Raw genomic sequence first — 24,090 nt, 5'->3', positions numbered from 1 at the left:
ATGAGGAGCATGACGGCGACCGAGGCCGGGGCGGGCCAGGAGGCGGACGTGGTGTTCGTCGTGAGGAATTTAGTGCACCAGGTGGTGGTCAATCCTGACCGGACGTTGAGCATTCGGCTGGTGGACGATCCGGCGGCAGTGGCTCGGGTGTTTGCGGAGATGCTGCGTTCCGCCGTTGGTGACGTGCGGCAGGTCGATGGAATGGTGGATCAGCTCTCCAAAGTCCGAGCCTAGTTTTGCAGTGCTGAGTCTCAGCAGGTTATGGGCGCCGGCGGCGGCCACTTCCAGGGCGCGTTTGGCCGATTCCTGGCCCTTGATGTCCCTGAGGTCCAGCAATGTCCCGCTCTCCTCCATGCGCCGGGGGGCGGGGCGGGCCAGGACCTGGCTGCCCTTGAAATGATTGATCAGCCCCAGCAGCGACGGCGCGGCCAGCACCTCGACCTCGCCGGCCCAGGCGGCTTCGGACCCCTGGGAGTGGGGGCAGATCAGGCCCCGGTCCGAGGCATTGGCGGCAATGGCGGCGGGCAGCACCCCGGCCACCGGGGCGATGGAGCCGTCCAGGCCCAATTCGCCCAGGGCCACATAACCGGCGATCTCGTCGGCGGGAATCACCCCCATGGCGCCCAGCAGGCCGAGCGCGATGGGCAGGTCGAAATGACTGCCTTCCTTCAGCAGGTCGGCGGGCGCCAGATTGACGGTGATGCGCTTCGGCGGCAGGGCGAGACCGATGGCGTTGAAGGCCGCCCGCACCCGCTCGCGGCTTTCCCCCACCGCCTTGTCGGGCAGGCCGACCAGGGTGAAGGCCGGCATACCGGCGGCCACCTGCACCTGGACGTCGATGTCGAGGCAGTCGATGCCGGAAAAGGCGACGGTATTGGCGCGGGTGGTCATGCTGCCGGAATCCCATTGAAACGCGGGCAATCATAGACAGTGCATACAATCAGCGCTAGCGCTTCCCGTTCGATCCCACGAGGGCCGAGGAAAGCAACCTGTGGGCGAGTGAGGTTTCTCGACCGACCGGTCGACCGGCCATGGCCTGGGGTTCGTTTCGCCCGCAGGATCAGGGAAAGTCCCGATGGCTCCGGCCAGGGCCCCCGGTCCCCCGATTCGAGCCAAAATGACCCAGGCCCGGAGCAGTTCGGCCGACCGCTCCGGGCTGGTAACCGGTCCGGCCGGACAGGGTCGTCCGCTTCTGCCGACCCGAGGCATGGCGGGGGGCCGGACAGGGCGGTGCTCCCATCCGGTGCTGGGGGCGACGGGTGCGCCCAAGGCCGAGGCTTGGGGGAGATGGAGGGCCGGTGCCCCGGCGGGGGCGATGGCTTCGCCTTATGTGGCGAAAATGGCGCAATCGCCCACAGGTGGTAGCGCATGCGCATGGCCCCTGGCCCGATGGTGCCGGGCCCGGCGCCGGCCGAGTCCATGTAATAGGAGCAAAAGCCTATCGATCAGGCCTTCCCATTCCAACGGTTCAGCCGAAGCTCGGTTTCATCGAGAGCGGGGCACTACGGCTAACCGCGAATGCAGTTGGAGGTGCCGAGGTGGGCGCAATTTCCCAACTCCGAATGCAGTCGCAGGGCCGCAATAACCTCGGGCCGCAACTGCATTTGGAGTGATTTCAGGGCAATAAACGTGGAAACCCGGTCCCTTAGCCCAGAAGGCTAAACCGACCTGCGAAGCTCGATGGCGTCCCAGATCAGGCCTTCGATGCACACGCCATCGAACCGATCGATCTGCTGGATGCCGGTGGGCGAGGTCACGTTGATCTCGGTGAGGTAGTCGCCGATCACGTCGATGCCCACGAAAATCAGGCCGCGTTCCTTGAGGGTCGGGCCGATGGCGGCGCAAATCTCGTGTTCGCGGGCGGTCAGGATAGAGGGCTTGGCCGTGCCGCCAACGTGAAGATTGGAGCGGGCCTCGCCCTCGGCCGGCACGCGATTGACCGCGCCCACCGCCACGCCGTCCACCAGGACGATGCGCTTGTCCCCCTGGCGCACCTCGGGGAGATAGCGCTGGACCATCACCGGCTCGCGGTAGATCTGGGTGAACATCTCCAGCAGGGAATTGAGGTTCTCGTCGCCCGGCACCAGGTGGAAGACCCCGGCCCCGCCATTGCCGAACAGCGGCTTGACGATGATATCCTTGTGTTCCTCGCGGAAATCCATGATCTGCTCGCGGTCCGAGGTGATCAGGGTCGGCGGCATCAGGTCGCCGAAATGGGTGACCAGCAGCTTTTCCGGCGAATTGCGCACATGGGTGGGATCGTTGACCACCAGAGTGCGGGGATGGATGTGGTCCAGCAGGTGGGTGGCCGTGATATAGGCCATGTCGAAGGGCGGGTCCTGGCGCATCAGCACCACATCCATGGACGACAGATCCACGGTGCGGGCCTCCCCCAGGGTGAAGTGGTCGCCCTTGGCGCGACGCACGCTCAGCGGCCGAACCCGGGCCAGCACGCGGCCTTCGCGCAGGGCCAGATCCCGCGGCAGGTAGTGGAACAGGGTGTGACCCCGCTTCTCGGCCTCCAGCGCCAGCACGAAGGTGGAATCGGCATCGATGTCGATGGACTCGATGGGATCCATCTGGATGGCGACGGCAAGGCTCATGATCGGGTCCTTAAATCAGGAGGGGGAGGTCAGTGCATCCGGCGCTTCAGCTCGGCCAGCAGGGCCAGGGTGCGGGCTTTGGCCTGGGCGCTGGGCGTGCGGCTGAGGAATTGCTCGAGGGCGAACACCGCCTGGGGGGTGTGGTCGAGCCGCATGTGCATCAGCCCGGCTTCGCGCCACAGCAGGCAGGTTTCCGGCGCCACCAGCAGCAAGGCTTCGACCATGGCCAGGGCGCGCTCCACATGGCCCAGGCGCAACAGCCGCAATTTGGCGGCATTGCCCAGGCGCAGCAGCAGGTCGCGATTGCTCATGGCGGCGTAATGGGCGGGCTCCAGCTCGGCTTCCAGCCCGGCCGCGGCCTTCAGCATGGCCCGCAGATCCGGCGTCGACAGGGCCTGCCCACCGCCCAGGGGATCGACGATGGTCCGGCTGCCGTCGGCCAGGCCGAGGCGCAACAGGAAATGGGCGGGAAAGGCCAGACCTTCCGCCACCATCCCGGCGCGCCGGGCAACGGCCAGGGCCAACAGTCCCAGAGCGTCATTGCCGCCGCGACGGCGGTCCATGACGGTCAGCAGGTCGAGATCGCCAAGGTCGTCGTCGTCGCGCTCGTCGCCCTGGAACCGGTGGCGGCGACCCAAAAGGTAAAACAGCCGGATGGCCAGGGCCTCGGCATGGCCGCAATCGGCGGCCTCGGCCCGCAATTCCTCCGCCATGCCGTCCAACTGGGCGAGATAGGGAGCGATGTCCAGGGGGCCGCCGCTGCCGGCGCGCCCCAGGGCGGCCAGCAACAGCAGGGGTTCGGCCGGATCCAGGTCGCAATCCTCCACCCGGCCGAGGGCCGTGAGGCGGGCGCGGACCCGGGTGGCGGCCTCGGTCATCAGCCGCCGTTCCGCCGGGGATCGGTCTTCAGGCGCACATGGCTGATCACCCGCTTGACGCCGCTGACGTCGCGGGCATGGGCGATGACCCGGTCAAGCTCGGCACTGCTCTGGGCGATGCCCAGCAGATAGACCACCGAATCGGTGACGTCGACGACGTAGTTGATGTTCTTCACGTCGGAATCGGTGAGTAGGCGGGCTTTCAGCTTGTTCTGAATCCACAGATCGTTGGCCTGGTCCCAGCCGGACTCGCCGGCGGCCAGCACCTGGATCTCGTTCAGCACTTCCTTGACCCCCGTCGCCTGCCAGGACAGCCGCACCGCATCGGCGCGGGCCTGGTCGGTGGGGACGACACCGGTCAGCATCACCCGGCCTTCCGAGATGTTGAGATTGACCTTGCGGTACATCTCCACATCCTTCTGAAACCACAGGTGATTGATTTCAGTGCGGATTTTCAGATCATCCACGGCGCCGTCCAGGCCGCGCTCCTCGGCGGCGGCGACACCGGCCGAGGCTCCCGCACCCACCACGGTGGCGGCGCAGCCGGACAACAGGCCACCCATGGCGGCGATGATCAGGACATTGAGCAGTGGTCGAACCCCGGTCACGGATCACTCCCTTGATAAACGGCGATGTCGGGCCAGTGTACGGCCGACAAGACTCCCTAATCAATTCTCCAGGCGTCGGGGATATGGCGGGGCAGGCGCCACGGCGCTACCAGGACCATATCGAAGCGCACGCCGCAGCTGGCCAGCTCGGGCCGCCGCGCCAGGAAGGCCGCGGCGGCGCGCTCGATGCGCTGTCTCTGGAAAGGTGTCAGAGATTCAATGGCTTGATCAAGGGTTGCCCGGCTCTTGACCTCGACAAAGGCGACCAGATCGCCGCGCCTTGCCACCAGATCCACCTCGCCCGCCCCCGATCCCCGGCCGGATTTCAAGCCTTTGGCCAGGATTCCATAACCTTTGAGTCGCAGCCAAAGCGCCGCCAGTCCTTCCGCCACCTTGCCACGCCGCTGGGCGGCCTGATGGGCGCGTGAAGGGGGCGCGGAATTCATTCCTCGTTGCTCCCTCGGAACAGTCGCAGTGCCGTGGCGTAGACATCGCGCCTGGGATGGCCAGTTTCGGCCGCCACCAGGGCGCTGGCATCCTTGATGGAAAGGCCTTTTTCTATCTCTAAGTGCAGACGGCCCTCGATATCCTGGGGGGCGCCGCCCTCGGCCCGGGGACCGGAGACCACGATGGCCACCTCGCCCCGGGGCGGAGTCTCGGCGAAGCGGAGGGCTAGTTCGGACAGGGAGCCCCGGACCACCTCTTCGTGCAGCTTGGTCAGCTCGCGGGTGACGGCGCCCTGGCGGTCCCCCAGGACGGTGACCATGTCGGCCAGGGATTCACCCGTCCGGTGGGGGGATTCGTAAAACACCAGGCTGGCGGGGACCAAGGCCAGTTCCTGCAGCGCCGCCCGCCGTGCCGCCCCCTTGGAAGGCAGGAAGCCGGCGAACAGGAACCGCTCGCTGGCAATTCCTGATAGTTGCAAAGCGGTCAGGACCGCCGAGGCGCCGGGCAGGGCGGTGACGGCGATATCCGATTCGATACAATCCCGAACCAGCTTGAATCCGGGATCGGAGACCATGGGGGTGCCGGCGTCGGAGACCAGGGCCACCACCTCGCCCTGGCGCAGGCGGGCCAGCAGGCCGGGCCGGGCCCTGTCGGCATTGTGGTCGTGATAGGGGGCAAGTGGCGCCTTGAGGCCGAGAAGCTGCATCAGGCGGCCGGTGACCCGGGTGTCCTCGCAGGCCACCAGATCGGCATGCCCCAGCACCTCCAGGGCGCGCAGGGTAATGTCTCCCAGATTGCCGATGGGGGTGGCCACCAGATAAAGGCCGGCGCTCGGTTTACTTCCGCGTGCCCAGGGTCTACTTTTTGCCTCTGTCTCGCCGCCGGGCTCAAGGGCTCCGGGGCCGTCGTCCGAGGAGGATCCCCTTGCGCCGTCGCGGCTTTTTCCGGCACTCCGCCGTTGTCCTGCCATTGCTTGCCGCCATGCTGATGGTGTCGGGCTGTCAACAAGCGTCAGAGTTACCACCTTGGGCCGGCGGAACCAAGCCCGCTCCCCAGGCGCAGCCCCTGCCCGCTCCCGTCCCGCCGCCGGCCACCGCCAAGACGCTTCCGGCGGTCCGGCCGGCCCCGGTTCCCTCTCCCGCCCCGGCACCGGCCGCCACCGAGCCCCAGGCCCAGGTCGCCACTCTGCCTCCCGCCGATTCGGCGCCCGCCGCCGCCCCGGCCCGGGCGGCGCACCAGGGTGAGGTGCGGGCCGCCCTGCTGTTGCCCCTGTCGGGACCGCAGGCCGCCATCGGCCAGGCCCTGTCCAATGCCGCCCAGCTGGCGCTGTTCGAAATCGCCGATGCCAAGTTCAACCTGATTCCGCTGGACACCAAGGGCACCGCCGAGGGCGCCGCCGCCGCCGCGACCGCCGCCATGGCCCAGGGGGCCGACATCGTTCTCGGCCCGGTGTTCAGCTACGAGGTCAAGGCTGCGGCGCCGGTGGTCCGCGATCAGGCCATTCCGCTGCTGGCCTACACCACCGACCGCTCGGTGGCGGGCAGCGGTGTCTATGCCCTGGGCTTCCTGCCCGGTCCCCAGGTGGCCCGCGTGCTGGCCCATGCCCGCGAACAGGGCTTGCGGCGCATCGGCGTGCTGGCCCGCTCGGACGATTACGGCCGCGCCGTGGCCGATGCCGCCAAGGACGCCGCCGCGCTTCAGGGCCTGGAGCTGGTGGCCGTGGATTATTACGATCCCGCCGCGACCGACTTCACCCAGGTGGTCAAGCGCTTTGCCGCCCGCAAGGGCGTGACCTCCAAGGGCGTGGCCGGCTCGGCCTATGACGCCGTGCTGCTGCCCGACGACGGGGTGCGGCTCAGGAACATCGCCTCGCTGCTGTCCTATTACATGAGCGAGGGCGGCGCCGAGGTGCCGCGCCTGCTGGGAACCTTGCTCTGGGACGATCCCAGGCTGGCCTCCGAGCCCGCTCTGGCCGGCGGCTGGTATCCGGCGCCACCCGCCACCGCCCATGTCGCCTTCGAGCAGCGCTACGCCAAGGCGTTCGGCGCCCTGCCCCCCCGTCTGGGCGGGCTGGCGGGCATCGCCTATGATTCCACCGCCCTGGCCGCCGCCCTGGTTCGCAACGGCACGGGCGATTATGGCTCGGCCCGGCTGCAGAACATCAACGGCTTTGCCGGGGTGGACGGCATCTTCCGCCTGGGCGCCAATGGAATCGCTGAACGCGGCCTGACGGTCAAGGAGATCGCTCCCACCGGGTCACGGGAGGTGGGCGCGGCGCCCAGCGCGTTCCAGTAGCTCAGGCGAGAAGTTCGCCCAGCACGGCATTGAGCACCAGCCGTCCCCGGTCGGTGGTGCGCAGGCCCAGGGTGTCCTCCACCAGGAAACCGCCTTCGATCATGCGGGCCAGCGCCTCGGGGTCGAGGGCGGGCCGCACCTCGGCCAGCAAGGCGGGGCCGAGACCGTTGCGCAGCCGTAACCCCATCAGCACCAGTTCGGAGCGCCGCTCGGCGGGATCGAGAGCATAACGGGTCTCGGTGGCGTGGCCGTTGGCGTCCACCTGGGCCAGCCAGGTGCCGGGGGAGCGCGCCTGGGCCAGGGCAAAGCCATCAAAGCGGCCGTGGGCGCCGGGGCCGATGCCAAGCCACTCCCCGCCCTGCCAATAGGTCAGGTTGTGACGGCACTCGGCGCCGGGGCGGGCGTGGTTGGAAATTTCATAGGCCGGCAGACCGGCCTTTTCGCACATCTCCTGGGTGGTCTCGAACTGAGCCGTGGCCTCGTCCTCGTCGGGCAAGGCGAACTCGCCCCGGCCATGGGCGGGGGCGAAGGCGGTGCCGTCCTCGATGGTCAGCTGGTAAAGCGACAGATGCTCGCCCGCCAGATCCAGGGCACGGGCCAGCTCGGTCCGCCATTGCGCCTCGGTCTGGCCGGGCCGCGAATAGATCAGGTCGAAGGACATGCGGGGAAAGGTGGCCTGGGCCAGCCGAAGCGCCGCCAGGGCTTCGTCCACGGAATGGCGCCGCCCCAGAAAGGCCAGCGCCTTGGAATCCAAGGCTTGAATCCCCAGCGACAGCCGGTTGATGCCGGCCTCCCGGAAGGCGCGGAAACGGTCGGCCTCCACGCTGGTGGGGTTGGCCTCCAGCGTCACTTCCAGGTCGGGAGCCGCGGCCCAGCGGCTCTTTACCGCATCCACCAGGGCTCCGGCCGTCTCGGGCTCCATCAGCGACGGCGTGCCGCCGCCGAAAAACACGCTGGTGGGAATGCGGTCGGAGGTTTGGGCTGCGAAATGATCCAGTTCGGCCAGCAAGGCCGCGCGCCAGCGCCCGTGGTCCATGGCGAGACTCGCATGGCTGTTGAAGTCGCAATAGGGGCACTTGGACAGGCAGAACGGCCAGTGGATATAGATGCCGAAACCGGGAGGACTCATGGGCTGCCGTCCCAAACCCCATTGATGAAATCAAAGGGGGTCCGGGGCATGCCCCGGATGGGTTCGGGCGATAGCCCGATAAACCTCAACCCGCCCCGAAACACGCCGCCACCAGCTTGGCGAAAGCATCGGCCCGGTGGCTGATGGCGTGCTTGGCCGCCGCGTCCATCTCGCCGAAGGTCAGGACGCCGTCCTTGGGCAGGAAGATGGGATCATAGCCGAAACCGTTCTCGCCCTTGGGCGGCCAGACGATGTCGCCCTCGACCACGCCCTCGAAGGTCTCGCAATGGCCGTCGGGCCAGGCCAGCGCCAGGGCGCAGACGAAGCGGGCGGTGCGGTCCTTCTCCTCGCCCAGGGCCGTGTGGACCTTGGCCATGGCGAAGGCGAAATCCTTGGCGGCCCCGGCCCAGCGCGCCGAATAGATGCCCGGCGCTCCGGCCAGGGCATCCACCGCCAGGCCGGAATCGTCGGCCAGCGACGGCAGGCCCGAGGCCAGGGCGGCGGCGCGGGCCTTCAGCTCGGCATTGGCGACGAAGGTATCGCCGGTCTCCTCCGGCTCGTCCAGGCCCAGGGCGCCGGCCGAGACCACTTCTGTGCCGAAGGGCGCCAGAAGCTCGCCGATCTCGCGGACCTTGCCGGCATTGTGGCTGGCGATGACCAGCTTGCCGCCCTGGAACCGGCGGGCGGTCATGACAGCCCCAGGGCTTTCTTCTGGGCCTCGACCAGCTGGCGGATGCCGGCTTCGGCCAGATCGGTGAGTTCGAGGAACTGGGTGCGCGAGAAGGGGCGCTCCTCGGCGGTGCCCTGAATCTCGACGATGCCGCCGGTGCCGGTCATGACGAAATTGGCATCGGCCTGGGCGTTGGAATCCTCGGGGTAATCCAGGTCCAGCACCGCGACGCCTTCATAGATGCCGCAGGAAATGGCCGCCACGTGATCGGTCAGCGGGATCGCCTTCAGCAGTTCCAGGCGGACCAGCCGCTGGAAGGCCAGATGCAGGGCGACGAAGGCGCCGGTGATGGAGGCGGTGCGGGTGCCGCCATCGGCCTGCAGCACGTCGCAATCGATCTTGATCTGGCGCTCGCCCATGGCGGCGAGATCGGTGACCGACCGCAACGACCGGCCGATCAGGCGCTGGATCTCGTGGGTGCGGCCCGATTGCTTGCCCTTGGCGGCTTCGCGGTCGGTGCGGGTATGAGTCGAGCGCGGCAGCATGCCGTATTCGGCGGTGACCCAGCCCTTGCCGGTGTTGCGCAGGAAGGGCGGCACCTTCTCTTCCACCGAGGCGGTGCACAGCACATGGGTATCGCCGAATTTGGCGATGCACGATCCTTCGGCGTGGCGCGACACGCCGGTTTCCAGGATGACGGTGCGAAGCTGGTCGGGGGCGCGGCCGGACGGTCTCATGATCACTGCAAGTCCTAGGATTGGGAAAAGTGCGGCAAGCTACCTCCATATGGTGGGTGCCGTCCACAATCTCGACCCCCCGACATTGACGGGGCGGCATGGCGCCACTAGATTTTCGCCGCACCGGAGAAAACCCCAAGAGCGCCATGCCACGGACCAAGGGCCCCGTCATCACCGAGCTGAACGATAGATCGCGGGAAATCTTCCGCCAGATCGTGGAAGCCTATGTGGAGACGGGCGAGCCCATCGGCTCGCGCACCCTGTCGCGCCGCCTGACCCTGTCGCTGTCTCCCGCCACCATCCGCAACGTCATGGCCGACCTGGAAGATTTCGGCCTGCTGTACGCCCCCCACACCTCGGCCGGGCGCCTGCCCACCCAGGCGGGCATGCGCCTGTTCGTCAATGGCCTGCTGGAAGTGGGCCGCATGGCCGAATCCGAGCGTTCGGCCATCGACGCCCAGTGCCGGGCGGCGGGCCGCTCCATGGAGCAGGTGCTGGGCGAGGCCCTGGGCGCGCTGTCGGGGCTCTCGCGCTGCGCCGGCGTGGTGGTGGCCCCCAAGATCCAGCGCACCTTGAAGCATGTGGAATTCGTCTGGCTGGGCCGCAACCGCGCCCTGGTGGTGCTGGTCACCGAGGACGGCATGGTGGAGAACCGCCTGCTCGACCTGCCCGACGGCGTCGAGATGTCCACCCTGGTCGAGGCCGGCAATTACCTCAACGCCCGCCTGGCCGGCCGGTCCCTGGAGGAGGTCAAGGACGAGATCGCCGCCGAGCTGGAGCAGCAGCGCAGCCTGCTGGACTCGCTGACCAAGCGGGTGATCGAGGCCGGTCTGGCCACCTGGGCCGGAGGCGAAAGCCATTCGGCGCTGATCGTGCGCGGCCAGTCCCATCTGCTGGAAGACGTCACCGCCGTCGAGGATCTCGAGCGCATCCGCTCGCTGTTCGAGGCGCTGGAAACCTCCGAGCAGTTCCTGCGGCTGGTGGACCTCACTCAGGTGGCCGACGGGGTGCAGATCTTCATCGGCGCCGAAAGCGATCTGTTCGGCGTCACCGGCTGTTCCATGGTGGTGGCGCCCTACCGCGACGCGCGCGAGCGCATCGTCGGCGCCATCGGCGTGATCGGCCCGCAACGCATCAATTACGCCCGGATCATTCCCATGGTCGATTACACCGCCAAGGTGATCGGCCGCCTGATCGGGCAACCCACCTAACCCCAAGACATCGAGAGAGCCTTGCCATGACCCAGGATCAGACCGCCGAGCAGATGCCCGCCGCCGAAAGCGCCGACCAGAGCGCCGACCAGGGCCCGGCCGCCGAATCCGCCGCGCCGCCGGCCGTGGACTCCGAGCGCATCAAGGAGCTGGAGGCCGAGATCGCCAAGCTCAAGAACGACGTGCTCTACGCCAAGGCCGAGACCGAGAACACCCGTCGCCGCCTGGAGCAGCAGGCCGAGGATCGGGGCAGGTACGCCATTTCCAACATCGCCAAGGATGTGCTGAGCGTGGCCGACAATCTGCGCCGCGCCCTGGACTCGGTGCCCGCCAGCGCGCGCGAAGGCAATGAATCCCTGACCGCGCTCACCACCGGCGTCGAGATGACCGAGCGGGAATTGCTGGCCACCTTCGAACGCTACGGCATCAAGCTGGTGGCGGCCCAGGGCGAACGTTTCGATCCCAACCTGCATCAGGCCATGATGGAGATGGAAGACCCCAGCCAGATCGAAGGCACCGTGGTGCTGGTGATGCAGGCGGGCTACACCCTGCACGACCGCCTGCTGCGCCCCGCTTTGGTGGGCGTGGCCAAGGGCGGCCCCAAAAGCGGCGGCAACAACGTCGACACCAAGGTCTGATTGCGGGGCTCCCGCCCCGGACCCTGGTTGGAGGTGAACCTCCAGACCTCCCTTTGTTTTATTGATGAAAATAAAGGAGGTCCGGGGTCCGCCCCGGATGGGTTTGGGCGATAGCCCAATAGATCTCCCCGGCGAGATTCTACCTCAGCGCCCCGTAGGTCAGCGCCCCCAGCAGAATGGCCAGGGCGATCATCATGCCGAAGAAGATCTTGCGCGAAAACGCCACTTCCTCGGCGTAAGAGTGCTCCCATTCCTTGTAGCGGCGGCCGGTCGGGGGCGGTGCTGGCGCTTGCTCATCGCTCATCGGTCACAGCCCCAGGACGTCGCGCATGGAATAAAGCCCCGGCTTCTGGCCGGTGGCCCAGCGGGCGGCGCGCACGGCGCCCTTGGCGAAGACGGTACGGGACGACGCCTTGTGGGTCAGTTCCACCCGCTCGCCCTCGGCGGCGAACATCACCGTGTGATCGCCCACCACGTCGCCGCCGCGCAGGGTGGCGAAGCCGATCTCGCCCTTGGGCCGGGCGCCGGTATGGCCGTCGCGGGCCTTGCACCACCGGCTGTCGAGGGCCACCTGCCGTCCCAGGGCGGCCGAACGGCCCAGGCCCAGCGCCGTGCCGCTGGGGGCGTCCACCTTGTGGCGATGATGCATCTCGACGATTTCGATATCGTAATCATCGCCCAGGATGGCGGCGGCGCGTTCGGTCAGCGCCATCAGCAGATTGACGCCGACGCTGAAATTGGGGGCATAGACCACAGGGGTGGAGCGGGCGGCTTCGGCCAGCCGGGCCTCGTCGTCCTTGGACAGGCCGGTGGTGCCCACCACCAGCACCTTGCCCAGTTCGGCGGCGATAGCGGCATGGGCCAGGGTGGCGGCCGGGGCGGTGAAGTCGATGACGGCGTCCGAGGCCTGGAACAGGGTGCGTGCGTCGGCGGTGACCAGCGCCCCCACCGGCGGACGGCCCAGAAGGGTACCGGGATCCAGGCCGATGACCTCGCTTCCTGCCCGTTCAGTGCCGCCGGACAGGGTGCAACCCTCGGCGGACAGCACCGCTTCCATCAGCATCCGGCCCATGCGTCCATTGCAGCCGACGATTCCGATCCTCATGCCCCGATCCTTTTCAAAAGCCGACCCATCTTCTTAAAGTCCCATGGCCGGGAAATCCAGCGCCGAGAGACAAAAGTAGGGTCCTTACCGGATTCTGTTGCAGTGCATAAACCGTCAGTGGCACTGTCCCAATTAGAATTGATCTATCTGGATTCCGACGCCATGAGTGGAGATGTGTTGGTGCTTGCCCGCAACGACGATGATCTCGGCGGCTATCGTTCGCTGTTCGAGAACGCGGTCGAGGGCATTTACCGCACCACTCCCGATGGGCGCTATCTGGACGCCAATCCGGCCCTGGCGCGGATTTACGGCTATAAGGACCCGGCCGAGCTGATCGCCGGGCTGACCGACATCGCCAGGGGGCTGTATGTCGACCCCGCCGATCGCGAGCGGTTCCGCGAAATCCTGGCCCGCGATTCCGTGGTGCGCAATTTCGAGGCACGGGTGCGGACGCGCAGCGGCGAGATCATCTGGATCGCCGAAAATGCCCGGGCCGTCTATGACGGACGCGACCGTCTGGTCTGCTACGAGGGCACGGTCCAGAACATCACGGCGCGCAAACAGGCCGAGGAATCGCTGCGTCTGGCCGCCACGGTGTTCGAGACGGTGGGCGAGGCCATTGTGGTCACCGACCGCGAGCGGCGCATCCTGGCGGTCAACGCCGCCTTCGAGCGCATGACCGGCTGGAATGCGGCCGAGATGGTCGGGCAGACCTGCGATCTGCTGGCGGTCGAGATGATCGGCCTGCGCGAGATCGAGGAAATGTGGCGTCTGGCGGCCAATACCGGCCAGTGGTCGGGCGAGACCTGGACGCGGCGCAAGGAATCGGAGCCCTTTCCCGCCGCCTTGGCGCTTACCGCCGTGGACCAGGGCGCCGACGCCAAGGGAGAGGACGGGCGCTTCGTGCTGCTGTTGCGCGACATCACCCGCAAGCGGCGCGATGAACAGCGCATCCGGTTCCATGCCAGCCACGACGCCCTGACCCGCCTGCCCAACCGCCATACGGTGATGGAAGCCCTGGGCGAGGCCATCGTACGGGCCGAGCAGACCGGCGAGCGCCTGGCGGTGCTTTACCTCGACGTCAACCGCTTCAAGGATATCAACGACAGCTACGGCCACGCGGTGGGCGATGAATTGCTGCGGCAGGTGGCGCGCCGCCTCAAGGCCTGCGTGCGGGCCAGCGACGTCATCGGCCGGCTGGGCGGCGACGAGTTCGTCATGCTGTTGCCCAGCGTCGGTGACCATACGGCGGCCCAGGCCTGCGCCAACAAGGTGCTCTATGCCTTCGCCGAACCCTTCGACATGGAGGGCCTGCAGCTGTTCGCCGGCACCAGTATCGGCATCGCCCTTTATCCCGACGATGCCGACGGCGCCGAAAGCCTGCTGTCGCGGGCCGATGCCGCCATGTATCACGCCAAGCGCGGCGGCCTGCCCTATAGCTGTTTCGATATCGAGATGGACCGCCAGGTGGCCGAGCGGGTCAGCCTGGAAAATGATTTGCGTCTGGCCTTGGGCGAGGACCAGTTCCGTCTGGTCTACCAGCCCAAGGTGGACGCCCTGTCGGGTGCCATCATCGGCGCCGAGGCGCTGATCCGCTGGCGTCATCCGGTGCGGGCCGATGTCTCTCCCGGCCTGTTCATCCCGGTGGCCGAGCGGGCCGGGCTGATCGGTGCCATCGACGACTGGGTGCTGGTCGAGGCCTGTCGCCAGGTGGCGGAATGGCGGGCCCAGGGGCTGATCCTGCCGTCCATCAGCGTCAATCTCTCGCCCGCCCAGTTCCACGACGGGCGGCTGAAGGAAAAGGTCAAGGCGGCTCTTGCCGGTTCCGGCCTGCCGCCCTCGGTCCTGGAGCTGGAAATCACCGAGACCATGATGGCCAGCGACGTGGACCGCGCCATCGAGATCCTCGGCCAGCTGACCACCCTGGGGGTGCGGGTGTCGCTGGACGATTTCGGCACCGGGTATTCCTCGCTGGCCTATCTCAAGCTGTTCCCCGTCTCCACCTTGAAGATCGACCGCGCCTTCGTCACCGAACTGCCCGGCAACGCCAAGGACGGCGCCATCATCGCCTCGGTCATCGCCCTGGCCGGCAATCTGGGCTTTTCCGTGATCGCCGAGGGGGTGGAAACCCGCGAGCAGGCCGCCTTCCTGGCGGCGCGCGGCTGCCCGATCATGCAGGGCTTCCTGTTCTCGCGCCCGGTCAACGCCGCCACCTTCGCCGGATTGCTTAGTAATCCCGAGGGATTGATCCGCCTGTAGCCACTCACGTAGCCGCTTGTGTTGGTCCCGGCTCCAGCCTATAAGAAATAAATCTTTTCCGGTGCTTGCAGACCATGCTGATCACCTGTCCCGCCTGTGGAACCAACTTCTCCATTCCCGACAGTGCGCTCGGGACCAATGGGCGCAAGCTGAAATGCGCCAAATGCGCGCATAAGTGGTTTCAGACGCCACTGTCGCTGGATGACGACGACACCGACCTGGACCTGGCCGGGCCGTCCTTCAGCACGCCGGAGCGGGAAGCGCCCGATTTCAGCAAGGTGGCGGGGTTCAACCCGGTCCGCGACGATTCCGTGTTCGATGCGCCGCGTCCCTCGGCCCGGCCGTCGCCGTCGCCGTCGGTCGACGACGATTTCGATCTCGATGCGCCGCCTGTTCCCACCTTCGCCAATCGCATGCCGCCCGACGAGGGCATGGAGCGCCCCGGCGAGGTCGACCTTTTGGACGACGAACCGCAGCCGGTACCCGAGCTGTTCTCCACCCCCGCCCAGGAAGGCAAGAAGGGGACGGGCGCCCTGTGGGCGTTGCTGGTCCTGCTGATTCTCGGCGGGCTGGGTGGTGCCGGCTATTATTTCCAGGATCAGCTGGTCGAAGCCGTCCCCGAGGCCGGGGAATTGTTGGGCCAGGCCGGTCTCCGGCGGGAAAAGCCGGGTGCCGGGCTTGAACTGCGCAAGGCCGGCACGCCGGAACGCTTCGTCCATAACGACACCGATGTGCTGGTGGTGCGTGGCATCATCGCCAATATCACCGATCGGACCCGCCAGATTCCGACCATGAAGCTGGTGCTGATGGACCGCAACAAGCAGGCGGTTCAGGAAAAGATGTCGCAGCCGCCGGTGAGCGAATTGCCGTCGCGGGGCACGGCCAGCTTCAAGATCATGCTGGAGCGGCCCGATCCTAACGCCGTTGAGGTGGTGGTGGTGTTCGTCGAGAGCGGCGACGCCAAGACGGGCTCCGTGCCGCCGCCGATTCCGGCCACGCCGTCGCCGGCTCCCGCCCCGGTTCCCGCCACTCCGGCCCCGGCTCCGGCCCCTGCCGTGGATATGCCGCCTGCGGTTCCGGCCGCGCCCGCTGCTCCCGCCGCGGAAGCCAAGCCCACGGAAGCCAAATAGAGTTCATGCAGGCTGGGGAAAAACCCCGCTTGCGCGGCAGGGCACCCGCCCTAACCCGTTCGGAGGCACAGCCTCCGAGCCTCTAGAGTGCGTCAGCTTTAAGCTGAAGCACTCTAGGATTCGGTCTGTACGAAAAAGCTCCGCTTTTTCAGGGCTCAAGCGCCGCTCGGGCTTAAGAGTTCTTCGACTTTCCGATTTAGCTTAAGTGCGAAGAACTCCAGCCTATTTTTATAAAAAGCTGAAGGGTCCGGGAAGCCGTGCTTCCCGGTTGGGGGATCGGGGGCAAAAGCCCCCGAAGGGGAGCTTTTTCACAGCCTGCCAGGCACCCCGGTCAGAACGGCTTCAGCAGACGCTTGAGGTAGTCGCGCTCCGGTTCCGGCCGGTGCGGCTGGCCGGAGCGTCGCCGCAATTCCTGCAGGATTTCCCGCGCTCGCATGGTGTCGGATCGCCCCGGCACCTTGGTGCGGCCGTCATCGGCGAAGGTGGAGCCGTTCAGCGTGCGGCCGAAGGGGTCGCGGGGCAGCAGGGCAGGGGCTCCCTTGCCCCGGGCGGCCTCCATGCGCTCGATCATCTGGCGGGCGCCCTCCTGCAAGCGCTTCACCGCCTCGGACTGCTGGTCGGCGGCCTCGGCCCACTCTCCTTCGGACAGGCTGGATTCCGCACCCCGCATGGATCGTTCCGCCTCGGCAAGGGAATCCGGGGGCTGGGGCATGGATTTGCCCAGCTGTTCGAGGGCCTGGCGTAGCGCCTTTTGCTCCGCCGCCTCCTTGCGTGCCTCGGCGGCTTCGCGGGGCGAGGGCTTGCGCCGGGGCTTGGGGGTGTCCTCGTCGGGGGCGACCTGATCCTCGGGCGGCGCCTTGCGGAAACTGCGGTCCAGCAGGTCCTGCTGGCGCTGGGTCAGCTCGCGCAGGCGGCGCATGGCCTCGGCGGCGGCCGGATCGCCGCCCTGGCCCTTCTGGGGCGTGCCCATTTCGGCCATCAGCCGCGACAATTGCTCGAGGCGGCGGCGCAGGCCCTCGCGGTCGCCGGTCTCGGCCATGCCGCGCAACTGGTCGAGCATGTCCGACAGGTCGGCGGCGGGAGCCGAGCCCTCGGGCGGCAGGGATTGATCGAGGCCCAGCTCGGCCAGGGCCTCCATCCATTGCTCCAGCGCCGCTTCCAGCTGGTCCACCAGCCGGGACAGCTCGGCGGCATCGGCCTTGTCGGCCAGGGCGCGTTCCAGGCTGGAGCGGGCGTCCTCCAGGCTCTTCTCGGCCGCCGGCAGTCCGCCATCTTCCAGCCGGGTGGCGGCGTACCACAGCAATGAGCGCATGCGGTCGCGCTCGAATTCGGGGCGCATCAGCATGTGGCGGCTGACCGACAGGGCCAGGAAGACCCGGTCGTCGCCACCGAAGGCCTCGGGCTGCTCCATGATCTGACGCAGTTCCTCGGCGATCTCCGGTCCCATTCGGGGGGCGTCGCTCAATTGCCGCCGCCACTGCACCAGGGCGCGGGCCAGGGGGTTGCGGAAGATCCGTTCAGGCAGGACGATCTCCACCGGCGGCGCCTCGCCCTTCTGGCCGGCGCCGTCTTCCGCCTTGGGTGTCAGGCGCACCTTTGTTCCGGCCCAGTCATGATCGGCCAGATCGGCGCGCAGCATCAGCCGGGCCTGGTGCAACCGCTCGCCCGGCAGGACGAGATCGAGGCGGAGCGGTTCCGCTCCCTCCTCCAGGGGCCGGACCTCGACCCAGGCCCGGGTCAGGCCGTAATCGTCGCCCGCTTCCATCTCCAGGGTCAGGCGGCCGCGCTCGTCCCCCTTGGGCGGCTGGGTGACGGCGATGGAGGGCGGCTGGTCGGCGCGAAGCGTGATGGGCCAGGAGGCGGCCATCCGCAAGCCCAGGCGCACATCCAGGCTGGGCCCCGCGGTCAAGGCCAGTTCGGCGCGGCCGTTCTCGCCGAACACCGCCGCGCTGCCACCGGCCGAGAGGGCGGAGCCGCTCCAGCCGCGCCACGAGGTGACGGCGCGGGCCATGCTTCCCGCCGGGACGGTGACGGCCCCCTGGCCGGGCTTCAGCAGGGTCTGGCCCAGGCCGGTATAGGCGGGCGGCACGATCCACACCTCCAATGTGTCGGATTCGAGGGCCGGGCGGAGGGAATAGGGATCGACGGCGCGGGCCAGCCGGCCGCCCATGTCGGAACGCCCCCCGGCCATGGCCAGGATCAGCAGCAGCAGGGCGGCGAAGCGCAGGCCCAGGGGGTCCCGGGCCGGCAAGACCGGATCGGGCCAGCCGGGGCGCAGGTGTTGCGCGTCCCGCGCCATGCGGTCCCGATGGGCCTGCCACAGCACCGGATCGCCGGTGGCCAGATCGTCGGCCAGAGCCGCCAGCGGTCGGTGGGCGACGTGCGAGTCCCGTTCCAGCCGCCGGGCGGCCTCATCCGCCGAGGGCGGCTCGGTACGGCAGGCCTTCCCCACCAGGACGGCGATGGCGAGTGCAAAGGCGGGAGTCAGGGCCGCATGCAGCCAGAAGGGCAATAGCGGCGCCACGTCGAACAGGGCGAGCGCCAGGAACAGGGCCAGCAGGGACAAAGCCGCCGCCAGGGGCGGCCATGCCCTCTCCCACAGCAGCGCGAGGCGAGCCAGACGCAGCTTGCGGGACAGGGTGGGCATGGTCAGGCCCTCAGCGGGGCTTCCGCCCCGGACCCCGATCGGGAGGCAGGGCCTCCCGAGCCCTCTCCCTTTTTGAAGATAAAAGAAAGGGAGGTCTGGAGGTTCACCTCCAGGCAGGTTTGGGCGGCAGCCCAATCACTCATCATTCAGCCAACCGGGCAGACTCTCCAACGAGCGCATATCCTCGTAACTGGGCCGGACGCGGATCACGGCGTAATCACCGCCCTTGACCAGCACCTCGGGAATCAACGGCCTTGTGTTGTAGGTGGACGACATGGCGGCGCCATAGGCCCCGGCGGTACCGAAAGCCAGAAGGTCGTCGGTCCGCATGGGCGGCAGGCGGCGCTGCTTGGCGAAGGTGTCGCCGGTCTCGCAGACCGGGCCGACCACGTCCACCTCGGCCAGGGCGGCGCCCGCCTTGGGCTCGGCCACCGGGAAGATGGAGTGGTAGGCGTCATAGAGCGAGGGCCGCGCCAGATCGTTCATGGCGGCGTCGACGATCAGGAAGGTGCGCGTGCTGCCCTCCTTCACCCGGATGATGCGCGACACCAGGATGCCGGCATTGCCCACCAGCAGGCGGCCGGGCTCGAACACGAAGCGGCAGCCGAGGTCGCCCAGGGTGGCCTTGATCACCTCGGCATAGGCGGCGGGCTCGGGCGGGGTCTCGTCGTCATAGGGCACGCCCAGGCCGCCGCCCAGGTCCAGGCGGCGGATGTCGATGCCGTCGGCGCGCAGCATGGCCACCAGATCGCGCACCCGCAGGAACGCCTCGCGGAACGGGGTCAGCTCGGTCAGCTGCGAGCCGATATGGCAGGCGATGGCCACCGGCTCGACACCGGGCAGGGCCTTGGCGCGGGCATAGACCTCGCGCGCCCGGGTCCATTCGATGCCGAACTTGTTCTCTTTCTTGCCGGTGGTGATCTTGGCGTGGGTGCCGGCATCCACGTCCGGGTTGACCCGGATGGCGATGGGCATCACCTGCCCGCGCGCCGCCGCGATCTCGGAGAGCATCTCCAGTTCGGGCTCGGATTCCACGTTGATCTGGAAGATGCCCTTGGCCACGGCGAATTCCAGCTCGTGCCGGGTCTTGCCCACGCCGGAAAAGACGATGCGCGCCGCCGGCACGCCGGCCGCCAGGGCCTGGCGCAGCTCGCCCTCGCTGACCACGTCGGCCCCGGCACCCAACTGGGCGAAGGTGCGGATCACCGCCATGTTGGGATTGGCCTTGGCCGCGAAACAGATGGTGGCGTCCAGCCCGGCCGCCTTCAGCGCCTCGGCGAAGACCGTGTAGTGCCGCTGCAGCGTGGCGGTGGAATAGCAGTAGAACGGGGTGCCGACCTCGCGGGCGATGCGGGCGATGGCGACGTCCTCGGCGAACAGTTCGCCATTCTGGTAGTGGAAGTGATTCATGTCCGTTCCTGGAATCCGGTCAGTAACCGGCCTTTGTGTTCAAATCGGGAGTGCCCGCATCCTTCCTGGCCTTCGACTCGCTGGGCAGCGGCGTATAAGGATAGTCGCGGGGATAGACGGCGTCGTCCGGCCGGTCGGGCATGCCCTTGCGGCCGCAGGCGGCGACCCCCAGGACCAGGGCCAGGATCAGGATGGTGCGCATCATCATGGGGCCTCGTCCATCAGGCGCCGGCGGGCGCCGGCCACGGCTTCGCGCACCCGGACCGGCGCGGTGCCGCCCAGGCTGGTGCGGCTGTTCACCGAAGACTCCACCGAGAGAACCGAGCGGGCCTCCTCGGTGATGCCCGGTTCGATGGCCTGCATCTCGGCCAGGGTCAGGTCTTCCAGGCCACAATTCTTGCCCTCGGCCAGCTTGACCAGGGAGCCGGCCACGTGGTGGGCGCGGCGGAACGGCATCTTCAGGGCGCGCACGCACCAGTCGGCGATGTCGGTGGCGGTAGTGAACCCCGCCCCGGCGGCGGCGCGCAGGATGTCCACGTTCACCGTCATGTCGCGGACCATGCCGGTCATGGCGGCGATGGCCAGTTCCATGGTGTCGGCCACTTCGAACACCGGCTCTTTGTCGTCCTGCATATCCTTGGAATAGGCCAGCGGCAGGCCCTTCATGACGATCAGCAGGGCGTTCAGGTCGCCGATCACCCGCCCGGTCTTGGCGCGGATCAGCTCGGCGGCGTCGGGATTGCGCTTCTGCGGCATGATGGACGAGCCGGTGGTGAAGGCGTCCGACAAGGTCACGAAACGGAACTGGGACGAGGTCCAGATCACCAGCTCTTCGGCGAGGCGCGACAGGTGCACGGCGCAGATGGCGCTGGCCGACATGAATTCCAGGGCGAAATCGCGGTCCGACACCCCGTCCAGCGAGTTGCGCATGGGACCGGCGAAACCCAGGTCCCTGGCCGTGGCTTCGCGGTCGATGGGAAACGAGGTGCCGGCCAGGGCGGCCGAGCCCAGCGGGCATTCGTTGAGACGCCGGCGCGCATCGGCCAGACGCGAGCGGTCCCGCGAGATCATCTCCACATAGGCCATCATGTGATGGCCGAAGGTCACCGGCTGGGCCGTCTGCAGATGGGTGAAGCCGGGCATCACCGTGGCGGCGTGCTCCTCGGCGCGGTCCAGCAGGGCGGTGACCAGCTCCTTGAGGGCACTCTCCATGCCGTCCACCGCGTCGCGTACCCACAGGCGGAAATCGGTGGCCACCTGATCGTTGCGGGACCGCGCCGTGTGCAGGCGCCCGGCGGCCTCGCCGATCAGCTCGGCCAGCCGGGATTCCACATTCATGTGGATGTCTTCCAGGGCGTGGCTGAAGGGGAAGTTGCCCGCCTCGATCTCGGCCAGCACCTTGTCGAGACCGTCGAGAATCAGCGCGCCATCGGCCTCGGTCAGGATCTGCTGCTTGACCAGCATGCGGCAATGGGCCTTGGAGCCCCGGATATCCTGGGCATACAGCCGCTTGTCGAAGTCGATGGAGGCGTTGATCCGCTGCATGATGGCGGCGGGGCCGCCGGCGAACCGCCCGCCCCACATGGAGGACGCGGCCTTGGTCTTGTCGGTGTCGGTCATGAAAGCCCTGGTGAATGCGCGAGAGAAAACCGCGCCAACCTACACCCTTCGGGCCGGGGCGGGAAGAGAACAGGGCTTTGTCGCCGGCGTGATCACGGGGTAAAGTGGGGCAGACTCAATATCTTGTGGTCCTGAATGCCCAGCCCCAACAGAATGATATGCCCATGAGCACCTCCTGGCGTGCTGGCTTTGCCGCCTATCTCGACCGGCGGGTGATGATGGTGCTGCTGCTGGGCTTTGCGTCCGGCTTGCCCCTGGCGCTGACCTTTTCCACCCTGTCGGCCTGGCTGGCGGCCGAGGGGATCAGCCGCAAGGCCATCGGCCTGTTCGCCCTGGTGGGCACGCCTTATGCGCTGAAATTCCTGTGGTCGCCACTGATCGACCGGCTGCCCCTGCCGGGGCTGACCCGGCTGTTGGGGCGGCGGCGGTCGTGGGGCGTGCTGATTCAGGCCCTGCTGATCGCCGCCATCTGCGGCCTGGGCGCCACCGATCCGGTGCGCGAGATCGGGCTGACCGCCGCCCTGGCCCTGGTGGTGGCGTTCCTGTCGGCCAGCCAGGACATCGTGCTCGACGCCTATCGGGTGGAAATCCTCGACGACGAACAGCAGGGACCGGGGGCCGGAGCGGTGCAGGCGGGCTATCGCCTGGCCATGCTGGCCTCGGGCGCCGGCGCCATGCTGTGCGCCCAGACCTTCGGCTGGTTCGCGGCCTATGGGCTGATGGCGGCGCTGCTGGGGCTCGGCATGGTCGTGCTGCTGCTGGGACCCGAGCCCCAGGTCAAGGTGTCGGCCGCCACCGCCGAACGCGAACGCCGGGCCGAGGAATACCTCGCCGCCCGCCCTCATCTGGGTGGGACTCGGGCCAAGGTGGTGGCGTGGCTTTACGGCGCGGTGGTTTGCCCCTTCGCCGATTTCATGACGCGGCCCGCCTGGTGGGCGGTGCTGCTGTTCATCGTCGGCTACAAGATGGGCGAGGCCATGGCCGGCGCCATGGCCAATCCGCTGTACATCAAGATGGGCTTTTCCCTGGCCGAGATCGCCTATGTCAGCAAGATCTTCGGCTTCGGCGCCACCATGGCCGGCATTCTGGTGGGTGGCGCCCTGGTGACGCGGCTCGGCGTGATGCGGGCGCTGCTGCTGTTCGGCGTGCTGCAATCCCTCGGCAATCTCGCCTATGTCTGGCAGGCCGTGGCCGGTCACGACCTTTGGGCCCTGGCCCTGTGCGTGGCCGCCGAGAACCTGACGGCCGGCATGGCGGCCTCGGCCCTGGTGACCTATCTGTCCGGCCTGTGCAACGTGGCCTATACCGCCACCCAATACGCCCTGCTGTCGTCGCTGACCGCCCTGGGGCGCACGGTGTTCGCCTCCACCAGCGGATGGCTGGCCGATGCCCTGGGATGGGTGGATTTCTTCCTGCTGACCACGGTGGTGACTCTGCCCGCCCTGCTGATTCTGCCCTGGCTGATGCGGCAGCAGGGCCGGGTTGCGTCCAAGCCCGGTTGAAACTGCGCGGCCAAAGCCTCATTGTCAGGTTTTAGGAACGGTTCCAAGTGTTGAGGCCAGGTGTTGAGGGTGGAATGCGCATCGGCGTTCCCAAGGAAATCAAAAGCCACGAATACCGGGTGGGGCTGACGCCTGGCTCGGTGCGCGAGCTTGTCCATCACGGGCATCAGGTGCTGGTGGAGACGGGTGCGGGCGCCGGAATCGGCTGCTCCGACACCGCCTATCGCGCCGCCGGGGCCGAGATCGCCGCCGACGCGGCCGAGGTGTTCGCTTCGGCCGAGCTGGTGGTCAAGGTCAAGGAACCCCAGAAGGTGGAGTTCCCCCTGTTGCGTCAGGGGCAGATTCTCTTCACCTATCTCCATCTGGCACCCGATCCCGAGCAGACTCGGGCGCTGGTGGAATCCGGCGTCACGGCCATTGCCTACGAGACGGTCACCGATTCCAATGGCCGCCTGCCGCTGCTGGCTCCCATGTCCGAGGTGGCCGGGCGCATGTCCATTCAGGTGGGCGCCCATTGCCTGGAAAAGGAACAGGGCGGCTCGGGTGTGCTGCTGGGCGGCGTGCCCGGCGTGGCGCCGGCCAAGGTAGTGGTGTTGGGCGGCGGCGTGGTCGGCTCCAACGCGACGCGCATGGCCGTGGGCCTGGGCGCCCGCGTGGTGGTGCTGGACCGCTCCCTGTCGCGCCTGTCCCAGATCGACGAACTGCTGCTCAACACGGTGGAGACCGCCTACGCCACCATGGACAACATCGAGCATCATGTGCTGGAGGCCGATCTGCTGATCGGCGCCGTGCTGGTGCCGGGCGCAAGCGCGCCGCGCCTGGTCAGCCGCGATCTGGTGGGCGCCATGCGTCCCGGCTCGGTGGTGGTGGACGTGGCCATCGACCAGGGAGGCTGTATCGCCACCGCGCGCCCCACCACCCACGCCGCACCCACCTATGTGGACCAAGGTGTGGTACATTATTGCGTGACCAACATGCCGGGTGCGGTGGCACGGACCTCGGCTTTCGCGCTCAATAACGCCACCTTGCCGTTCGTGCTGGCCCTGGCCGACAAGGGTCTGGTACAGGCACTGTCGAATGATCCGCATTTCCGCGCGGGTCTCAACGTTCACCATGGCGGCGTCACCCACGCCGCCGTGGCCCGGGACCTCGGTTACGCCCATGTGGCGGCCGAGACAGCCCTATCTTCTCCATAAGGGAA

General features: G+C 67.8%; 22 protein-coding genes. 7 read left to right on the top strand and 15 right to left on the bottom strand.

The window, feature by feature from the left end; genetic code table 11:
- Positions 1-69: 69 nt before the first annotated feature.
- From AMB_RS22805 to rsmI, 6 genes are all read right to left on the bottom strand, one after another.
- Entirely contained in the window at positions 70-891 is an 822-nt protein-coding gene (locus AMB_RS22805; RefSeq protein WP_011386851.1) for a magnesium chelatase domain-containing protein, read from the bottom strand.
- Between the two features lie 767 nt (positions 892-1,658).
- Positions 1,659-2,603, bottom strand: coding sequence for a glutathione synthase (gene gshB, locus AMB_RS22800; RefSeq protein ID WP_011386850.1), 945 nt, complete (start codon positions 2,601-2,603; stop codon positions 1,659-1,661).
- Positions 2,604-2,632: 29 nt separating this feature from the next.
- On the bottom strand, positions 2,633-3,481 hold the full coding sequence (locus AMB_RS22795; RefSeq protein ID WP_011386849.1) for a SirB1 family protein: 849 nt from the start codon (positions 3,479-3,481) through the stop codon (positions 2,633-2,635).
- Entirely contained in the window at positions 3,481-4,089 is a 609-nt protein-coding gene (locus AMB_RS22790) for a BON domain-containing protein (RefSeq protein ID WP_011386848.1), read from the bottom strand. The genes AMB_RS22795 and AMB_RS22790 overlap by 1 nt, the downstream gene beginning before the upstream one ends.
- 56 nt (positions 4,090-4,145) lie before the next feature.
- A complete protein-coding gene (locus AMB_RS22785) occupies positions 4,146-4,535 on the bottom strand; it encodes a YraN family protein (protein ID WP_011386847.1) in 390 nt (129 codons plus the stop codon).
- Positions 4,532-5,350 (bottom strand): 16S rRNA (cytidine(1402)-2'-O)-methyltransferase, encoded by an 819-nt coding sequence (rsmI, locus tag AMB_RS22780; RefSeq protein WP_011386846.1) that lies wholly within the window; start codon positions 5,348-5,350, stop codon positions 4,532-4,534. Before rsmI ends, AMB_RS22785 begins: the two co-directional genes overlap by 4 nt.
- A gap of 110 nt (positions 5,351-5,460) precedes the next feature.
- Here rsmI and AMB_RS22775 point away from each other — a divergent pair, with 110 nt between their 5' ends.
- Positions 5,461-6,831 (top strand): penicillin-binding protein activator, encoded by a 1,371-nt coding sequence (locus AMB_RS22775; RefSeq protein WP_011386845.1) that lies wholly within the window; start codon positions 5,461-5,463, stop codon positions 6,829-6,831.
- Between the two features lies 1 nt (position 6,832).
- On the opposite strand, the gene hemW is transcribed toward AMB_RS22775, so the two are convergent.
- The 3 genes from hemW to rph form a co-directional block, all read right to left on the bottom strand.
- Positions 6,833-7,960 (bottom strand): radical SAM family heme chaperone HemW, encoded by a 1,128-nt coding sequence (hemW, locus tag AMB_RS22770; protein ID WP_011386844.1) that lies wholly within the window; start codon positions 7,958-7,960, stop codon positions 6,833-6,835.
- Positions 7,961-8,045: 85 nt separating this feature from the next.
- The gene (gene rdgB, locus AMB_RS22765; protein ID WP_011386843.1) at positions 8,046-8,651 is read right to left on the bottom strand and encodes an RdgB/HAM1 family non-canonical purine NTP pyrophosphatase; all 606 of its coding nucleotides are present in this window, start codon (positions 8,649-8,651) and stop codon (positions 8,046-8,048) included.
- On the bottom strand, positions 8,648-9,367 hold the full coding sequence (gene rph / locus AMB_RS22760) for a ribonuclease PH (RefSeq protein ID WP_043747197.1): 720 nt from the start codon (positions 9,365-9,367) through the stop codon (positions 8,648-8,650). Before rph ends, rdgB begins: the two co-directional genes overlap by 4 nt.
- A gap of 146 nt (positions 9,368-9,513) precedes the next feature.
- Between rph and hrcA the strand changes: the two genes are divergently transcribed.
- Positions 9,514-10,578 (top strand): heat-inducible transcriptional repressor HrcA, encoded by a 1,065-nt coding sequence (gene hrcA, locus AMB_RS22755; RefSeq protein WP_043745689.1) that lies wholly within the window; start codon positions 9,514-9,516, stop codon positions 10,576-10,578.
- 26 nt (positions 10,579-10,604) lie between these two features.
- Complete coding sequence (gene grpE / locus AMB_RS22750; RefSeq protein ID WP_011386840.1) at positions 10,605-11,216, top strand: nucleotide exchange factor GrpE; 612 nt, start codon at positions 10,605-10,607, stop codon at positions 11,214-11,216.
- Between the two features lie 139 nt (positions 11,217-11,355).
- Here the strand turns inward: grpE and AMB_RS26005 are convergent, their stop codons facing one another.
- Together AMB_RS26005 and dapB are read right to left on the bottom strand one after the other, a co-directional pair.
- Positions 11,356-11,520 carry a hypothetical protein gene (locus AMB_RS26005; RefSeq protein WP_011386839.1) on the bottom strand — a complete coding sequence of 55 codons (165 nt, stop codon included), beginning with the start codon at positions 11,518-11,520 and terminating at the stop codon, positions 11,356-11,358.
- Between the two features lie 3 nt (positions 11,521-11,523).
- Positions 11,524-12,321, bottom strand: coding sequence for a 4-hydroxy-tetrahydrodipicolinate reductase (gene dapB / locus AMB_RS22745; RefSeq protein ID WP_043745687.1), 798 nt, complete (start codon positions 12,319-12,321; stop codon positions 11,524-11,526).
- Between the two features lie 162 nt (positions 12,322-12,483).
- Here dapB and AMB_RS22740 point away from each other — a divergent pair, with 162 nt between their 5' ends.
- Together AMB_RS22740 and AMB_RS22735 are read left to right on the top strand one after the other, a co-directional pair.
- Positions 12,484-14,580 (top strand): putative bifunctional diguanylate cyclase/phosphodiesterase, encoded by a 2,097-nt coding sequence (locus AMB_RS22740; protein WP_231848930.1) that lies wholly within the window; start codon positions 12,484-12,486, stop codon positions 14,578-14,580.
- Positions 14,581-14,654: 74 nt separating this feature from the next.
- Positions 14,655-15,710, top strand: coding sequence for a DUF3426 domain-containing protein (locus AMB_RS22735; protein ID WP_011386837.1), 1,056 nt, complete (start codon positions 14,655-14,657; stop codon positions 15,708-15,710).
- Positions 15,711-16,041: 331 nt separating this feature from the next.
- Here the strand turns inward: AMB_RS22735 and AMB_RS22730 are convergent, their stop codons facing one another.
- From AMB_RS22730 to argH, 4 genes are all read right to left on the bottom strand, one after another.
- Entirely contained in the window at positions 16,042-18,357 is a 2,316-nt protein-coding gene (locus AMB_RS22730) for a DUF4175 domain-containing protein (protein WP_011386836.1), read from the bottom strand.
- Between the two features lie 135 nt (positions 18,358-18,492).
- Positions 18,493-19,767 (bottom strand): diaminopimelate decarboxylase, encoded by a 1,275-nt coding sequence (gene lysA / locus AMB_RS22725; RefSeq protein ID WP_011386835.1) that lies wholly within the window; start codon positions 19,765-19,767, stop codon positions 18,493-18,495.
- A gap of 19 nt (positions 19,768-19,786) precedes the next feature.
- The gene (gene lptM, locus AMB_RS22720) at positions 19,787-19,975 is read right to left on the bottom strand and encodes an LPS translocon maturation chaperone LptM (protein WP_148207525.1); all 189 of its coding nucleotides are present in this window, start codon (positions 19,973-19,975) and stop codon (positions 19,787-19,789) included.
- Positions 19,972-21,387 carry an argininosuccinate lyase gene (argH, locus tag AMB_RS22715; RefSeq protein WP_011386833.1) on the bottom strand — a complete coding sequence of 472 codons (1,416 nt, stop codon included), beginning with the start codon at positions 21,385-21,387 and terminating at the stop codon, positions 19,972-19,974. Before argH ends, lptM begins: the two co-directional genes overlap by 4 nt.
- A 164-nt stretch (positions 21,388-21,551) precedes the next feature.
- On the opposite strand from argH, the gene AMB_RS22710 reads away from it, so the two are divergent.
- Both AMB_RS22710 and ald read left to right on the top strand, forming a co-directional pair.
- Positions 21,552-22,889 (top strand): AmpG family muropeptide MFS transporter, encoded by a 1,338-nt coding sequence (locus tag AMB_RS22710; protein ID WP_043747193.1) that lies wholly within the window; start codon positions 21,552-21,554, stop codon positions 22,887-22,889.
- 74 nt (positions 22,890-22,963) lie between these two features.
- Entirely contained in the window at positions 22,964-24,085 is a 1,122-nt protein-coding gene (gene ald / locus AMB_RS22705; RefSeq protein ID WP_043745685.1) for an alanine dehydrogenase, read from the top strand.
- Positions 24,086-24,090: the final 5 nt, after the last annotated feature.

This window comes from Paramagnetospirillum magneticum AMB-1 (genome assembly GCF_000009985.1).
Lineage (GTDB): Bacteria > Pseudomonadota > Alphaproteobacteria > Rhodospirillales > Magnetospirillaceae > Phaeospirillum > Phaeospirillum magneticum.
Note: the sequence above shows the minus strand (reverse complement) of the source record. Positions and strands in the feature narration are given on the sequence as shown.

Excerpts from the sequence above, each read along its gene's own strand:
- hrcA (WP_043745689.1), top strand. The coding sequence starts at position 9,514 with ATGCCACGGACCAAGGGCCCCGTCATCACCGAGCTGAACGATAGATCG.
- AMB_RS22805 (WP_011386851.1), bottom strand. The coding sequence starts at position 891 with ATGACCACCCGCGCCAATACCGTCGCCTTTTCCGGCATCGACTGCCTC.
- AMB_RS22710 (WP_043747193.1), top strand. The coding sequence starts at position 21,552 with ATGAGCACCTCCTGGCGTGCTGGCTTTGCCGCCTATCTCGACCGGCGG.
- lysA (WP_011386835.1), bottom strand. The coding sequence starts at position 19,767 with ATGAATCACTTCCACTACCAGAATGGCGAACTGTTCGCCGAGGACGTC.
- AMB_RS22730 (WP_011386836.1), bottom strand. The coding sequence starts at position 18,357 with ATGCCCACCCTGTCCCGCAAGCTGCGTCTGGCTCGCCTCGCGCTGCTG.
- gshB (WP_011386850.1), bottom strand. The coding sequence starts at position 2,603 with ATGAGCCTTGCCGTCGCCATCCAGATGGATCCCATCGAGTCCATCGAC.
- AMB_RS22735 (WP_011386837.1), top strand. The coding sequence starts at position 14,655 with ATGCTGATCACCTGTCCCGCCTGTGGAACCAACTTCTCCATTCCCGAC.
- lptM (WP_148207525.1), bottom strand. The coding sequence starts at position 19,975 with ATGATGATGCGCACCATCCTGATCCTGGCCCTGGTCCTGGGGGTCGCC.
- AMB_RS22740 (WP_231848930.1), top strand. The coding sequence starts at position 12,484 with ATGAGTGGAGATGTGTTGGTGCTTGCCCGCAACGACGATGATCTCGGC.
- hemW (WP_011386844.1), bottom strand. The coding sequence starts at position 7,960 with ATGAGTCCTCCCGGTTTCGGCATCTATATCCACTGGCCGTTCTGCCTG.
- ald (WP_043745685.1), top strand. The coding sequence starts at position 22,964 with ATGCGCATCGGCGTTCCCAAGGAAATCAAAAGCCACGAATACCGGGTG.
- AMB_RS26005 (WP_011386839.1), bottom strand. The coding sequence starts at position 11,520 with ATGAGCGATGAGCAAGCGCCAGCACCGCCCCCGACCGGCCGCCGCTAC.
- rdgB (WP_011386843.1), bottom strand. The coding sequence starts at position 8,651 with ATGACCGCCCGCCGGTTCCAGGGCGGCAAGCTGGTCATCGCCAGCCAC.
- grpE (WP_011386840.1), top strand. The coding sequence starts at position 10,605 with ATGACCCAGGATCAGACCGCCGAGCAGATGCCCGCCGCCGAAAGCGCC.
- argH (WP_011386833.1), bottom strand. The coding sequence starts at position 21,387 with ATGACCGACACCGACAAGACCAAGGCCGCGTCCTCCATGTGGGGCGGG.
- dapB (WP_043745687.1), bottom strand. The coding sequence starts at position 12,321 with ATGAGGATCGGAATCGTCGGCTGCAATGGACGCATGGGCCGGATGCTG.
- rph (WP_043747197.1), bottom strand. The coding sequence starts at position 9,367 with ATGAGACCGTCCGGCCGCGCCCCCGACCAGCTTCGCACCGTCATCCTG.
- AMB_RS22795 (WP_011386849.1), bottom strand. The coding sequence starts at position 3,481 with ATGACCGAGGCCGCCACCCGGGTCCGCGCCCGCCTCACGGCCCTCGGC.
- AMB_RS22785 (WP_011386847.1), bottom strand. The coding sequence starts at position 4,535 with ATGAATTCCGCGCCCCCTTCACGCGCCCATCAGGCCGCCCAGCGGCGT.